The organism is Enterococcus sp. AZ104, assembly GCF_050546705.1.
In the GTDB taxonomy this organism is placed as follows: domain Bacteria; phylum Bacillota; class Bacilli; order Lactobacillales; family Enterococcaceae; genus Enterococcus; species Enterococcus faecalis.
Map to the genome: position 1 here is coordinate 2,244,164 of NZ_CP172952.1, position 14,970 is coordinate 2,259,133.

The window sequence follows — 14,970 nt, forward strand, 5'->3', positions numbered from 1 at the left end:
ACTCTATTTTTCTAATAATTCTTTTAAGACAACCGCTTGATTATGCACTGTATCTTTCGCCCCATAGACCAGCGTGACTACTGGCTGATTTTTTACAATCGTCTGTAACTGCTTAAACGCTGTGGCAGTTGGCTCATGTTTCAATTCTTCTTGGTATTTTTGTTTAAACTCGGGATATTTATTTACTTCATGATTAAACCATTTCCGTAGCTCTGTACTTGGGGCCACTTCTTTGAGCCATTCATCTAACTTTTCAGATTCCTTGGATTTTCCTCGTGGCCAAATACGGTCAACTAAAACACGGTAGCCATCTTGCTCTGTCGGTGCTTCATATGCTCGCTTGATTTGAATCATCTGCCTTCACCTCTTCTCTTTATTGTAGCTCAAAAAGTGAGGACTGACAAAAAGCAACATCTCTATTAAGCTTTCCTATACAAAAAGAGTTGGTCTCAATGAAGACCAACTCTTTTTGTTATTAACTATTTCTCTTTTTCACTTTCCCAGTCCAGCCATCATAGCCGCCTTTTAAAATATAAATATCAGTATAGCCATTTTTGCGTAATAAATTAGCTGCTCGGATACTTAAAGCTTTCTTCTGATCATAAAGATAAACAGGTTGATCCTTACGAAGAGAACCAATTGTTGTTTTTAACATGCTGTATGGCATGCTGCGCGCCCCTAAAATATGCCCAGCATCAAATGTATCTTTCTCACGAACATCAATCACTTGTGCTTTACGCATTGTTTCTTTAAATTCTTCTTCCGTCAGCATTTTTGCTGAACGTTTCACCATAATTTTCAAATATAATTCATTGAATACCATCGCTAGTACAATAACTAGCAAAATGCCATTGATTACCCATAAAATACTCATTCTAAAAAGCCCTCTCTATTTCTCTTTTGAAAATTGTAATGCTAGTGAAGCGGCACCAATGACGCCGGCCTCATTACCTAGCTCTGCTAATTTGATTTTTGTACTATTTCGAACTTGCGGGAAGGTAAATTCTTGGAAATATTTTTCGACACGACTACGTAAAAATTCTCCTGCTGCAGAAACACCTCCACCGATAACCACGCTATCTGGATTTAACGTGTTGCCTAAGTTTCCTGTGGCTAAGCCTAAATAGAAGCAAACACGATCCACAACCATTAAAGCAAAATGATCGCCTTTTTCGGCAAATTCAAAAACGTCTTTACTTGAAACATCCTGTCCATCATCAATCGCTTGTTTCAGTTCAGAGTCACCTGCAAACTCTTCTGATAAATGACGTGCAACACGAACGACACCAGTGGCACTAGAAACAGTTTCTAAACAGCCACGTTTCCCACAGGTACAGTCAAAGCCGTTAGGATCAACCGTCACATGCCCAACTTCACCAGCGCAGCCAGCAACACCGTGGAGCAATTCTCCCGCTGCAACAATGCCTCCGCCGACACCTGTTCCTAAAGTAATAAAAATCACGTCGGGATTGTTTTCCCCCGCGCCTTTCCAACGCTCACCTAAAGCGGCAACATTGGCATCATTATCTAAGGCAAACGGAATTCCTAAAGCAGATTCGATTTGTTCTTTGACAGGCTGTACAGTCGTCCAGTTTAAATTATAGGCACCTACAACAGTTCCTTTTTCAATGTCGACACTTCCTGGTGTTCCCATACCAATTCCCACAAAATCTTCTTTTTTCATATTATAAAGATCTATACGGTGACGAATACTTTCAATAATTGATGGCACAATATGCTTGCCATCTTCTAAAATATTCGTTTCAATACTCCATTTTTGTTGAACAACGCCATCGGTTGTTAAAATAGCAAATTTGATGGTCGTTCCACCTAAATCAATCCCAATAATCTTCTTATCCATTTAGTCGATTCCTTTCTGCTTCCCTCTAGATTCTTCTATTCGATGCTCTCTTTGCAAAATATGCCGGGCCTGTAAATACGTATCTCGGTCTACCAATTGACCTTCATACAATTTTTTTAATTCAATCATCATTAACTCAATATCATAAATCCGTGCACCGACATAAATATACATCCCAAACTGTTTAAAAAGTTGTTGTACATCATATAACGTTTCCATACGAAAACACTTCCTTATTATACAGGTAAACCGTATTTTTTAAAACCCAATAACAGACAAATTACGACAAGAAAAATAAAAATTAACGTGGCCATAATTCGCTCGTGCTTATTAAATGCTTCTTCACGATTTGGAACAGCAAAAGCCGTCGCTACTAATAGTCCACCAATTAGACCGCCAACATGACCCATCATATCTACAGAGCTACTAAACAAGTTAAATAACAAATTAATCACAATAAACATTGAATAGCGTTGCACCATATACATAATCGCTGGATTGTCTCTAAAATGGCGTCCTAAAATAACAAATGCGCCGAACAAACCAAAAAGCGCTGTACTAGCACCCGCTGAGACACTGTTGGGTGTCCCAAAGGCAAAACTGGCGATATTTCCAGCAATCCCACTCAATAAATAAATTCCCAAATAGCGCCAATGCCCATAAATTGCCTCAACCTGTGCGCCGATATAATAAAGAGTAACCATATTCAAAATAATATGCATAAACCCAATGTGAAGAAACATTGGCGTGATAAACCGCCAGTATTCATGATTTTGAGCTACCAGTGGACGAACCATTGCTCCCCAATTAACTAAGTTTAAAATATTTTCTGATCCTCCAGTTAATTCCAATCCAAGGAAAACAATGATTGAAATACCTAAAAGGGCATACGTAATGAACGGCTGATTTTTTAGCCGTTTCAATTTCATTTCTGTTTGATAATTCATTCCATTCCTCCTATTGTATAAATAATTGTTCGATTGGCTGATCAAACGCTTCTGGTTGCCATTGTTCATGGAGTTGTTCACTAAAAACTAAACTACATGAATGGCCCGAAAAATGTTCCAAATAACGATCATAAAAACCACCGCCGAAGCCTATTCGATAGCCAGCACGATTGAAAACAATCCCTGGCACAATCAATAAATCAATTGCTGTAGCTGTTATTTCTGCCGCTGTTAACGGAGGTTCTTCCACGCCAAATGCACTGGTGTCATAAACCGTCTCTGGAAAAACTTGATAAAAGTGCATTTTGCCTCTTTTAAATGTTCGCGGCACCGCCACTTGCTTGCCCTCTTGCATGGCCCGTTCGAAAATTGGCTGTGTTGATAATTCTAGCGGTAACGACCGAATCATTCCGATTGTTTGTGCTTGTTGCCATTGCTGACTAGCAAACAACTGTTCATAGAGACTTGATTCTTTATGTTGTTTAATTTCTGGATGTTGTTTTAGCCATTCCAGGGCAGTTAAGCCCACTTTTCTCAACTTATTTTTCTCCATGTACACCTTCAACCCCTTTTCTGTTAAGTTTATAGAAAGTGTTCTTAAAAAACAAGCTGATTCCCCTTTTCTCTTTGAAAAATCCCGTTATTTTTCTAACGTTTTTGACGCTTCTTTAAAAAAGTCAACAACCAAATCCATTGTTTCTCCTTTCACTAAATGCCGCTCACCGATTTCCGTTATAAATTGCGTATTTCTCGCATACGTTTTCCCAGACACTAATTGTTCAAAATCAGCCATGTCTTCATAGGGAATTTTTTCATCTTCCGTTCCATGCCAAAACAGCATCGGTCGTTCTTGTAGTCTTTCTGGCGTTTGTGATAAATCGTATTGATGTACCCAACTTAGCAACAGTGGCAAGTCTTTAGGTACAAAAATAGCAAATTCTTTCGCCCGTTGAATCACTCGCTGAATATAGCGCGCCGGATAGGGTGTTCCCATTAAGCAAGCGGCAGCTTGAATCTCAGGATGTTGGGTCATAAGAGCGCTGGTAGTAATACCGCCCATGGATACACCACCCACGCCAATCCAATTTTCTTTAATCAACCCTAATTTATGAAAATGATGGATAATTACTGGAAATTCAATCAAATTATATTGAATGCTACTCCAAAATGTAATCGATGGAATCGTGGAAATAGGTCCTGTTTTTCTTTCTCCATGGTTCATGGCATCTGGTAAAATGACCCGAAACCCCTCGTGTGCTAATTTTCTTGCTTGTGTTAAAGATAATTCTTTAGCTGATTGCCAACCATGATAGTAAACAATTAAAGGTAATGCTTCGTTTTTTTGCTCTTCTGTTGTCACTTCTAATGCTGGAATTTTTGCTATGTAGCGATGTCTAATACTGATTTTCATTCATGATTCCTCCATTATAAAATATCTTCTCTTATTTTACCGTTTTTTGATAAAACCTGCTCTTTATATGATTTATCAAAAAAACCACAAAATATGCGAATTCGCATTTTCCTATTTTATTACTTTCCGTTATAATCATTTTATTAAATACAAAGGGGTGTTTTTATGGTTAAAATTGAGGAAAAAGGTAAAGTAACATTTGGACAAGCTTTTAAAGATTATTTTCGTGGATATGTTGATTTTAAAGGTCGGACCACACGTGCTGGTTATTGGTGGATGACATTGGTATTAAGCATTTTAGCACTTATTTTTTATATTGCCATTGTCGGCAAAGCCGTGTCAGCAATTTTAGCAGCTGAATATTTTGAAACCTATGATTTTGGAAACTTATTACCGTTGATGCTTTTTGCACTTGTTTTATGGTTAGCTTTATTATTACCAACGTGGGCAATGTGTGTACGTCGTTATCGTGATGCTGGGATGACAGGTTGGGGCGTGCTTGTTTTATATCTACTTTCTATTGCCTGTAGCTATACACAAGTTTTCTCTGTTATGTCAACACTGAAATATGATGTTCAAACAGATACTGTGATAACAGGTGGCAGTCCCGTCTTCTTATTTTTCACTCTTGTGATTAGTCTGTTTTTCTTCTTACTAACAGTCTTACCGACAGATAAACTAACAACAACTAGCCAAAATAGCGTCTTACGCTTCTTCTTCCGTTACAAAGAAGTGAAGTAAGGAAAAGTTTTAAGCCTTTCTTTTAAAAGAAGGGCTTTTTTCTTATTTTAAAATCTTTATGATAAAATAAGAACTAGTCTAGCTAAAAAAATGGAAGGAGAAAATATGGCTACTTTTAAACGGATTCTGAATCTAGAAAATTATATTTTTACTTTTTTTATTTTATTTGTCTTTTACGGCGCAATTAACTCTCCCTATTCGCTGGTAAAAATTCTTTGGGAAAAGCCTAAGCACTTGCTTGTTTTACTTCCTCTATTAATTATTCTATTGTTGATTATTTATAAAAACAAAAAATTTCTTTACACTAAGATTCAAGCGCTCTGGCACTTAATAAAAACCCATGATCGTGTGGTTATTATTGGTAGTTTGGTCAGTTTATTTTTACTACAACTTTTACTCCTGACGCAGATTACTGTGCCGATTGGCTGGGATGTTTTTGACAACTTTCATAGTATTACCACTGAAAATAGGGATTATTCAAAAATCGTACTTTCTTTAAACCCCAATAACGAATTTTTCTTTTTCATGATGTATTACCTGAATAAATTTTTGCGTTTCATTGATGTAACAGGGAGCTGGAGCAACACTTGGTTTAGTTGGCAAGTGGTTAATTGCTTGTTTATTAATAGCAGTTTATTTCTCTTTTATCATGCCTCTAAACGTGTCTTCAATCCATTAACGGCCTTCGTTGCTTATAGTTTATTTTTTCTTTCTTTCGGATTGTCTCCATGGTTACTCACGCCTTATACAGATACGGCCGTCTTATTGTTCATCAACCTAGTCTTTTTTGCATATAGCCTTTTTGACCAAGTTTCCCCTCCCTTCGTAAAATATTGTTTATTACTGTTTATTGGGATTGGCCTAGCTTGGTGTTTTTTAATGAAACCTTCGTCTATTATCTTTTTTATTGCATTTAGTTGTATCAAAGTGCTGCAACTTCTTTTAGTAAATCGGAACAAACAGTCTATCGTAAAATTAACCGTGGTTGCTCTCTTTTTACTGACTGGTTTCGCCAGCGCATATTATAGTTTTCAATTTTTTGTGGAAAAACAAACGATTACGGAAATCGATAAAGAACAAGCCAAACCTTGGACACTTTTTGTAATGATGGGTTTGACTGGAACTGGCGGTTACAATGATGCAGATACACAAGCAGTAAATCAGTTGCCTACACAAGAAGCCAAAAAAGCTTATACCATAAAAATGATTCAAGACCGTTTAAAAAATAAAGGATTCTTTGGTTATCTCCGTTTTCTGGCTCAAAAAAATCGTCATAATACTGCCAATGGTGATTTTGACTGGGGTTGGGATGGCGGTGATTTAATCCCAGAAACACCTTCTAAAAATCGTTGGCAAGAACACTTGCGGTCACTGTATTATCCGCAAAATCAAAAAAGTAACTATCTACGAATTTATATGCATTTTTTCTATTTACTCACATTACTAGGTCTATTGTTCAGTATCCCTCTAAAAGATTCAAAAAATAACTACACGATTTTAAAATTAGCTTTCATTGGAGCTATTCTGTATTTATTGCTCTTTGAAGGCGGCCGCTCTCGCTATTTAATCCAGTTTATGCCGTTTTGGTACTTGTTATCAGCGAGTGGTTGGCTGGGGTTGAGAGAGATTCGAAGATACAAAAAAACAGTAAAATAGAAAAGAGGATTGAGTTAAAAATGAAAAAAAGTTTACTGGGGTTGATTGTTTTTTTATCCTTACTGACCCTTACTTCTTGCAGAAATAAAGTGACCACAAAAGAGCTAATGGCAAACGAGTGGGCCGTAAACTCCAACGTTGATGAAGTAGTAATGATTGTATCATTCAGCGAAGATACCGCTACTTTCAAAATCAATACAGATGAACACACATCAACTGCAAAAAATGATTTGGAAAAAGCAGGCGAAGAATTAGGTAAACAAATTGCAAATAAAATAGAATACAAAGTCAAATACCATCTAAAAAACAATCAAATTCGTTGGGAAAATGAAGGAAAAGAAGTAGCTTACAAGATAAAAAAAGAAAAGCAAAATCTACTTTTCACTCCTACTAAGACAAACAATTCTGATAACCAAACAAAACTAGTTTTGAAACCTTACACAAAGAAAAGTATTGATTCTTCCACTCAAAAAGATAAAACGGAAGAAACCAGCTCTAATTATCAAAACGTCTCATCTGAAACAAACCAATCTACCTCTTCATCTACTACTAAAGAACCGCTACCACAAGTTAGCTTAGCTGATTTTATAGGCGGTTGGGGTATTCCTCAAAGTGATAACTTATTTTTTATAAATGCTGACGGAACACTCACTAGCATAACTCAATCGAATGTTCCTCTTCAAAATGTAAGTTTTTCTGTGGATGAGAATGGTAATCAAATAATGACGTTTCTTTTGAATAATACGCCCCGAACAGTAACGAAAAATAATGATGGTACTTTAACTGTTAATGGACAAATATACACTTATCTAGGTAATATTACGTTGGAACAATTAATTGAAAGAAATAATCAAACTCAACAAGTTTTTGAACAATCTGAACAGCAACCACCACAAAACTCTGATTCTCGTGAACAAATACAAAATTCTAAATCAGACCAACCTATATACGATACGGTACGAAGTGGTGAAGGTGGGCGACAGTTAGCCGAAAGAAATGGTTTAACCTTAGAAGAATTATTAGCATTAAATCCAAGCATTGAAACTTCTGTTTTTTATCCTGGTCAGTCATTACGAATTAAATAGAAATTTAGGTATACTAATAGATAATAGTCTATAAAAGTAGAACTGGACCATCTACCATTTACTTTGGAATACCAGTTGATGGCAATAGGTTTGACGAAGTGGAACTAGACCTTGTACCTACTGGCTCAGCAAAAATTGCGACATTTGATATAGCAGTTGGGCATTGATTAACAGCATGCATATAATTTGATAATATGGAATATAAACAAAAATGTCTAAGGAGCCTAACATTCTTTCTTGAAAGAATGTTAGGCTCCTTTTATTCAGACAATTTCAGCCACTCCTTACGATTGCAATAGGACATAGTTTTTACAAAGACAAAATGATAAAGCAAACCGTAAGCTAGTCCCAACATATTTAACAAAATTCTTAAGTAAAGACTTGTTTCTAGCCCAAATATCATAGAGGCTGCCATGATAGCACCAACACAATTAAAAATCGTTTTACTTTTATAAGATGTGCATAAGCCTAAACAAAGTCCTCCTAAAATACCAAGTAGGTTCGTTGGTATATAAAATAACAAGATAGCCGATACTAGAGAACCAATAACGACCCCTATTATTCGTTCTTTTGCTCGTTCAGACAATTTAAACGTATCATACCCAGAAAATAATGACGAACTAGCAAATGTTGCCCACATAAAGCGGTCAATCTGAAGGTGCGTTCCTATAAAAAGTAATAAGCTAATGCCTAAAGCGTAATAACCAAACCAAATATTTCTTTGATTAAAAAAACCATTTTCTGTAACCATCTGTATAAAAGTAATCTCTTGATCCAATTTTTTATGTTTCACATGATAAACAAAAGCTAAAAGTAGATAAGCAAACACTAATACAAAGAAAGTTTGTTCTAATTGCTGAAACGATTGATAGTGAACCGTGCCAACTAAATATAAGTAGGAGAACGTATACAAGCCAGGATTACCCATTTTAGGGTTTTTACCAGTTAAGAAAAACAATGCCAGCAAGCAGATAAAATGAAGGCCCAATTGTAAAAATGATACAGAAATCAGTGAAATTAATGGACTAACACCTAGAATTGTTAACACGATTCCTAAACTAAGCAAGGCCTGTTTTTCCCTGTAGCCATATGAGACGAAACGGATACTCAACAGCAAACAAAATAATACAATTGAAAAAGGCGCTACAGCTTTTCCAAAGAAAAAAGTAATCGTCGACACCCATAAAATCGCAAACGAAACTAATAAGATATCCCTTATTAACAAGGCGCGCCAAAAATATCTCCGCTGTTTTTTAGTATCCGCTTGATGAATTTTTTGTTTTAAAATAAATGGATCTAACTGCAATAATTGATAAAAAGTCACCTAAAATCATCTCCTAAAAATCGACTCTTCTCAATTCATTATTCCAACTTTTCCTTCTATGAAATCAGAAGAAAAGTAGTTGTGACGAACATTTTACTACAACTTTTTTTCTGAATCAATACATGCTTTATTTCTTAATTCAATACCTCTCCCGATACGATTTGCTTACTTCATAAAAAATAAGCCTAGAAAAAATCAAAACGATTAATTCTAGACTCAAAATTAAATAACTGTTGAACAAAAGCTAGCGCTTTTTTACATAAACTTTTCCAACAGATCCATTTCTTTTTCTAATTCTTTTTCATCATACTTGTCATACTTACCAGCTTCGTGTGCAATTTTTTTAATCTCATGAATGGCTTTTTTTTCAACAATCCATTTCTTCATACTATGTTTTTTTGTATCCTCATCTAGCGAGCTCAACTCTTCTAAACTTGCATCCAATTTGTTCAAAACGTCGGCAATTTTTACTAATGCTTGCGCTTCTTTTTCTTCATAGTTTGACATAATAGACACCTCTTCTTAAGTATTTTTCTACTTTAAGTGTACGTCTCTGTCGTTTTATTTGCAACTAATAACTCAACTGCTTCTCAGTACGGAGGATAAGGGATTCGAACCCTTGCACGATGTTACTCGCCTAACGGTTTTCGAGACCGTCCCCTTCAGCCAAACTTGGGTAATCCTCCCTCTACATTCCATCTACAAATGAACATGTAATGAATCAAAAGATAAAAAGCCTAGACCTTTACACAACAAGGATTCTAGGCTCTATCTAAATAAATTATTTAGTTTCACGGTGTAAAGTAACTTTTCTTTCACGTGGGCAATATTTTTGTTTTTCTAAACGATCAGGATTGTTACGTTTATTTTTATTTGTTAAGTAGTTACGTTCTTTACAAGAAGTACACTCTAAAGTGATGTTTACGCGCATGTTTTCCCCTCCTACTAATAATTGATCTTTCCAAGAGATTTCTTAGACTTGAATATCATACCATTTTTTTTGTCATTTGACTACCCTTTTGGGCAAATTTGTAAAGTAGTTCTACTTTACAAATTTTATTTTTTGTACATTTCCATATACGCTTCTAAAACTTCTTTGGCAATCGTTTGATTTGGTTTGGAAGATTCATCATTTAAGTGTGGTAAAACAACGCTAATTGCAATTTCAGGATTTTCGTACGGCGCATAAGCCACCAAGTTACTATTAACCGTTGTATGGTTTACTCCATTAGCATCTGTTGCTTGCGTTTCGGCGGTCCCTGTTTTAGCAGCAATCGAAAACTTGTCTGATTTTAAACCACGTGCAGTTGTAAAAGGACTAGTTCCATTTACTACATTATAGAAACCTTGTTGAAGAATTCCTATCTGGTCTTCAGAAATATTCACCTTATTCAAAACTTTTGGTTCAATTTCTTTTAAAATTTTTCCTAAAGCTCCATTTTCATCATTGCCATAGATTCCTTCTACCACATGGGGTTGCACGCGGATACCATTATTTGCGACAGTGGAAACGTACTGTGCTAATTGTAACGCGCTATAGGTATCATATTGCCCAAAAGATAGGTCAAGAAGATTACCACCTTGTGGCGCAGAAGACGAATCCTTAAAGTCCTTGTTTTGAATTCCTGTTGTTTCTCCTGGTATATCAATTCCAGTTTTCGTTCCCATACCATATTCTGCAAAAGCTTTTCTTAATTCTTTAAAGACAGTGTCATCTCCTACTTCATAAGGGAAAATCATATTGGGATAATAATTCACACCCATCATTTTAAAGACTAATTTCATCATATAAGCATTCGAAGAATATTCTAACGCTTGCTCCGCAGTTAATTGCATGGTTGTTCCGCCAGAAGCATTCCACCAAGAAGCTTTTGGATTACTACCTGCTAGTAAAATAGCTTCATCTGTTAAAACGTCATTGCCTTTAATGACGCCTGTTTCATAACCAGCTGTTAAAGTACCTGCTTTCACAACTGATCCAGGAACTTCAGAATTCAAAATAGGTGCTAAAGGATTAGGTGTGACTTCTCCAGTTGCTAAATCATGATGAAATCCGGACATCGCTAAAATAGCACCTGTTTGAGGGTTCATAGCAACGACATATGCATTTTCTGAGTATGGTCCAATGGTTTTGACTATTTGTGAATAGTTTCGTTGTAAAATTTCATCAACTTTGTTTTGGAAATTTGAATCAATCGTTAATTTTAAGTTGGAGCCTTTTTCCCCTTTGGAAATTGGGGTTTGTGAAACAATCTTTCCGTTATTGTCTAAAACGACTTCTGATTTTGCTTTTTTACCTTGTAGTACGTCTTCATATTGTTTTTCTAAATAGCTAGTCCCGACACGGTCATTTCGTGCATAGCCTTTTTTCAAATATTCATCGACTTCTTCGGCTGGCAATCCTTGTTTTTCAGTTGAAACGGTGCCCAACAGGCTACGTAATGCGCCACTTTGAGAATAATCACGCGTCCAATCAGTCCCTGTTGAAACACCAGATATTTCCGCTGTGTGTTCACCAATTGTCGCAATTTCACCTTCTGTTACCCCTTCATTCTTGATGAAGACCGTGTTCATTTGTGACGCTGCATTCATTCGTTTAAAAATCGTCACTGCTTGTAAGGTTCGGTCATCAAATGCAATTTCTTCAGGGGTGACTTTTTCAACTGCTTTGGCATATAATGTGCCTTCGTCCGTAATTTTGTTGCCTTTTTCATCTTCTTTATCTTGATCGGTTAAACGGCCTTGGGCTGCTTTTAAATTTTCAGGATTCGCTAACCAATAATCTTTTTTATCACGATCCGTTAAGTTTGGATCAACTGGAACGTTAATAAGTTCGTTAACTTTATTCGCAATCGGTAAAATATCTTTTCCTTCAATATTTTTTCCTCGTGTGTAAGTGATTGCTAAATTGGCTTTGTTAGAAACCAAGACTTTTCCTTGTGAATCATAAATTTGTCCTCGAGGGGATGGTGTCGTGATTTGTAGTGAAGAATTGGCAGTGATTTTTTTATTAAACTCTTCTCCTTCTACAATCTGTAAATATCCTAAACGGACAATTAATGAAACAAATAAAGTGAATATCACAAAAAATAATAAGTTCAATCGAAAAGGAATATGTGGCTTTCTACCTCGTTGACTCTTTGCTGCGGCATCTGTTTTTTTTATTTTATCTATAAATGAGTTTTTCTTCATACCTCTAGTCCCTTCACTAAAAAGTTTCGCATTCTCATTGTAACAAAAAATAGTCAAAAAATCAGGATTATTCCCAGCTCTAAGGAAATATTTAATTATTTTGTTGTTGAAAAAAGTCAAAAGGACTTCTGAATTCAGAAGTCCTTTTGACTTTTTCTCTTTTTTTAACGGCTGTAATTGTGAACTTCAGCAGCCATGCTGTCAATGAAAATTGATAAATCTTCGACAGACGTTTCTTTGCTTCCATAACGACGGACGTTCACCGTTGCGTCTTCCATTTCTTTGTCCCCGACCACTAATTGATAAGGTACTTTTTGTGTTTGAGAGGCCCGAATTTTGTAGCCCATTTTTTCGTTACGATCATCGACTTCAACACGTAAGCCTTGTGCTTGTAAACGTTCTTTGATTTCATAAGCATACTCAGAATGCGCTTCTACAGAAACTGGGATAATAGTTGCTTGAATTGGTGCTAACCAAGTAGGGAAAGCGCCTTTGTAAACTTCTGTTAAGTAAGCCACAAATCGTTCCATTGTTGAGACAATACCACGGTGGATAACAACTGGGCGATGTGTATTTTCACCATCTTCGCCAACATAAGTTAAGTCAAAACGTTCTGGTAATAAGAAGTCTAATTGGATGGTTGATAATGTTTCTTCCATTCCTAAAGCTGTTTTTACTTGAACATCTAACTTCGGACCGTAAAAGGCAGCTTCGCCTTCTGCTTCAAAGTAATCTAATTCTAATTCATCCATGGCAGCTTTTAACATCGCTTGCGCTTTTTCCCACATCGCATCATCATCAAAATATTTGTCTGTATTATTTGGATCACGATAGCTTAAGCGGAAACGATAATCCGTAATGTTAAAGTCAGCATAGACTGCCACCATTAACTCCAAAGTACGTTTAAATTCGTCTTTAATTTGGTCAGGACGAACAAAAGTATGTCCATCGTTTAAAGTCATTTCACGAACACGTTGTAACCCTGATAATGCGCCAGATTTTTCATAGCGGTGCATCATCCCTAATTCAGCGATTCGAATTGGCAATTCGCGGTAACTATGAATGTCATTTTTATAAACCATCATATGGTGTGGACAGTTCATTGGACGTAATACCAGCATTTCGCCATCGCCCATATCCATTGGTGGGAACATATCTTCATGGTAATGATCCCAGTGACCAGATGTTTTGTATAATTCCACATCTGCCATAATTGGTGTATACACATGTTGGTAACCTAAGCTAATTTCTTTGTCCACAATATAACGTTCAATTGTACGACGAATGGTTGCGCCTTTTGGTAACCAGAAAGGTAACCCTGAACCAACTTCTTGTGAAACCATAAATAAATCTAATTCTTTTCCTAATTTACGGTGGTCACGTTCTTTGGCTTCCTCGCGCATTTTGATAAACTCTTTTAAATCTTTTTTATCGAAAAAGGCAGTGCCGTAAATCCGTTGCATCATATGATTGTCAGAGTTTCCGCGCCAATAAGCACCAGCTACTGAAAGTAATTTAAAGACTTGAATCCGTCCTGTTGAAGGGACGTGAACACCACGACATAAATCAACAAAATCGCCTTGATCATAGACAGTGATGATTTCATCTTCTGGCAAATCTGTAATTAATTCAACTTTGTAAGGATCATCAGCAAATAATTCTAACGCTTCTGCACGTGAGATTTCTTTACGAACGATTGTGTTATTTTCCTTCACAATTTTCATCATTTCGGCTTCAATTGCAGGTAAATCTTCCGCTGTCACAGGGGATTCCCCATTATCTGTATCATAGTAGAACCCAGAATCAATCGCAGGACCTACGCCAAATTTAATGTTAGGGAAAAGACGGCGTAAGGCATTAGCCATTAAATGAGCTGCCGAGTGACGTAAAATTCCTAAAGCATCTTCATGATCAGGTGTCACGATTTCAAGCGAACCATCTTCTACAATAGGACGATCTAAATCGATTAAAACACCATTGAATTTACCAGCTAAAGCTTTTTTGGCTAAACTGTTGCTAATACTTTTAGCAACATCAAATGTTGTAATTCCAGAATCAAACGGTTTAACAGCGCCATCTGGAAAAGTAATGTGAATAGACATAATAAAATTCTCTCCTTTTAATTTTTTTGATTTGAAGCGTTTCATTGTGTTCCTGTTTTTCACAATGAAACGAAACAGCCACCTGTTCCCCTTGTTAAAAAACAAAAAGTCCTAGTATTCTAACGAATACTAGGACGAAAATATCGTGGTTCCACCTAATTTTGAACACAAATAATCTGTGTTCCTCTAGCGTGTTAACGGTGCGACCGCCTTTGTTTCAACAAAGGTTTCGAAAGTGGTCATCCCTTGTGCCAATCTGGAAAATTTTCAGCCAAGATTTTCCTCTCTAATAGATCGCGGGCAAGTTCAGTTGTCTTTCTCATCAATCATTTATGCACTTATTTAACCACTTATTTTCAGAAAAAGCAAGTGATTCAACAGAAATTCTCTGAAAACTTATTTTTTCCATTCGCCGCCTTGTGCATAGCGGTCTTTTTTCAATTCATTGACAATCACATGGATATTCTCTTTTGGTGCACCAGCGTTTTTTGACACAGCTTCTGTAATATCTTTGACCATATTAGTTAACTGTTCTTCTGTGCGGCCTTCAATTAATTCTACATGTACAAATGGCATCTTCGTTCCCCCAATTTAAATTGCTTGTTCTGTTTGTATCATAGAGCGGGTTATGACGCTTGTCAATAAAAAATT

The 14,970-nt window shown here is 36.3% G+C and carries 16 protein-coding genes and 1 tRNA gene; 3 read left to right on the forward strand and 14 right to left on the reverse strand.

Annotation, left to right across the window (positions count from 1 at the left end; translation table 11 throughout):
- Positions 1–3: 3 nt before the first annotated feature.
- The 7 genes from IGJ37_RS10680 to IGJ37_RS10710 all read right to left on the reverse strand — a co-directional run bounded on the left by IGJ37_RS10680 (position 4) and on the right by IGJ37_RS10710 (position 4,219).
- Positions 4–354 (reverse strand): DUF488 domain-containing protein, encoded by a 351-nt coding sequence (locus IGJ37_RS10680; RefSeq protein ID WP_002365077.1) that lies wholly within the window; start codon positions 352–354, stop codon positions 4–6.
- Positions 355–475: 121 nt separating this feature from the next.
- Positions 476–874 (reverse strand): rhodanese-like domain-containing protein, encoded by a 399-nt coding sequence (locus IGJ37_RS10685; protein ID WP_002356334.1) that lies wholly within the window; start codon positions 872–874, stop codon positions 476–478.
- Positions 875–889: 15 nt separating this feature from the next.
- Positions 890–1,861 carry an ROK family glucokinase gene (locus tag IGJ37_RS10690; RefSeq protein WP_002356333.1) on the reverse strand — a complete coding sequence of 324 codons (972 nt, stop codon included), beginning with the start codon at positions 1,859–1,861 and terminating at the stop codon, positions 890–892.
- On the reverse strand, positions 1,862–2,080 hold the full coding sequence (locus IGJ37_RS10695; RefSeq protein ID WP_002356332.1) for a YqgQ family protein: 219 nt from the start codon (positions 2,078–2,080) through the stop codon (positions 1,862–1,864).
- Positions 2,081–2,097: 17 nt separating this feature from the next.
- Complete coding sequence (locus IGJ37_RS10700) at positions 2,098–2,808, reverse strand: rhomboid family intramembrane serine protease (protein WP_002362481.1); 711 nt, start codon at positions 2,806–2,808, stop codon at positions 2,098–2,100.
- 10 nt (positions 2,809–2,818) lie between these two features.
- A complete protein-coding gene (locus tag IGJ37_RS10705; protein WP_252671539.1) occupies positions 2,819–3,361 on the reverse strand; it encodes a 5-formyltetrahydrofolate cyclo-ligase in 543 nt (180 codons plus the stop codon).
- An 87-nt stretch (positions 3,362–3,448) separates the two neighbouring features.
- Positions 3,449–4,219: an alpha/beta fold hydrolase gene (locus tag IGJ37_RS10710; protein WP_002356329.1), complete on the reverse strand. Its 771-nt coding sequence runs from the start codon at positions 4,217–4,219 to the stop codon at positions 3,449–3,451.
- Positions 4,220–4,384: 165 nt separating this feature from the next.
- On the opposite strand from IGJ37_RS10710, the gene IGJ37_RS10715 reads away from it, so the two are divergent.
- The 3 genes from IGJ37_RS10715 (at position 4,385) to IGJ37_RS10725 (ending at position 7,701) form a co-directional block, all read left to right on the forward strand.
- Complete coding sequence (locus IGJ37_RS10715; RefSeq protein ID WP_002356327.1) at positions 4,385–4,960, forward strand: DUF805 domain-containing protein; 576 nt, start codon at positions 4,385–4,387, stop codon at positions 4,958–4,960.
- A 90-nt stretch (positions 4,961–5,050) separates the two neighbouring features.
- Positions 5,051–6,616 carry a hypothetical protein gene (locus IGJ37_RS10720; protein ID WP_252671538.1) on the forward strand — a complete coding sequence of 522 codons (1,566 nt, stop codon included), beginning with the start codon at positions 5,051–5,053 and terminating at the stop codon, positions 6,614–6,616.
- The gene (locus IGJ37_RS10725) at positions 6,568–7,701 is read left to right on the forward strand and encodes a DUF4950 domain-containing protein (protein ID WP_252671537.1); all 1,134 of its coding nucleotides are present in this window, start codon (positions 6,568–6,570) and stop codon (positions 7,699–7,701) included. Before IGJ37_RS10720 ends, IGJ37_RS10725 begins: the two co-directional genes overlap by 49 nt.
- A gap of 259 nt (positions 7,702–7,960) precedes the next feature.
- On the opposite strand, the gene IGJ37_RS10730 is transcribed toward IGJ37_RS10725, so the two are convergent.
- The 7 genes from IGJ37_RS10730 to IGJ37_RS10760 all read right to left on the reverse strand — a co-directional run bounded on the left by IGJ37_RS10730 (position 7,961) and on the right by IGJ37_RS10760 (position 14,895).
- Positions 7,961–9,025 carry an FUSC family protein gene (locus IGJ37_RS10730; RefSeq protein ID WP_002356323.1) on the reverse strand — a complete coding sequence of 355 codons (1,065 nt, stop codon included), beginning with the start codon at positions 9,023–9,025 and terminating at the stop codon, positions 7,961–7,963.
- Between the two features lie 255 nt (positions 9,026–9,280).
- Positions 9,281–9,532: a hypothetical protein gene (locus IGJ37_RS10735; protein WP_002398678.1), complete on the reverse strand. Its 252-nt coding sequence runs from the start codon at positions 9,530–9,532 to the stop codon at positions 9,281–9,283.
- An 89-nt stretch (positions 9,533–9,621) separates the two neighbouring features.
- Positions 9,622–9,711, reverse strand: a tRNA-Ser gene (locus IGJ37_RS10740).
- 95 nt (positions 9,712–9,806) lie between these two features.
- Complete coding sequence (gene rpmG, locus IGJ37_RS10745) at positions 9,807–9,956, reverse strand: 50S ribosomal protein L33 (RefSeq protein ID WP_002356321.1); 150 nt, start codon at positions 9,954–9,956, stop codon at positions 9,807–9,809.
- Positions 9,957–10,081: 125 nt separating this feature from the next.
- Entirely contained in the window at positions 10,082–12,217 is a 2,136-nt protein-coding gene (locus IGJ37_RS10750) for a peptidoglycan D,D-transpeptidase FtsI family protein (RefSeq protein WP_002362471.1), read from the reverse strand.
- 164 nt (positions 12,218–12,381) lie between these two features.
- Complete coding sequence (gene thrS / locus IGJ37_RS10755) at positions 12,382–14,319, reverse strand: threonine--tRNA ligase (RefSeq protein ID WP_325815114.1); 1,938 nt, start codon at positions 14,317–14,319, stop codon at positions 12,382–12,384.
- Between the two features lie 396 nt (positions 14,320–14,715).
- Positions 14,716–14,895: a 2-hydroxymuconate tautomerase gene (locus tag IGJ37_RS10760; RefSeq protein ID WP_002356318.1), complete on the reverse strand. Its 180-nt coding sequence runs from the start codon at positions 14,893–14,895 to the stop codon at positions 14,716–14,718.
- Between the last annotated feature and the right edge of the window lie 75 nt (positions 14,896–14,970).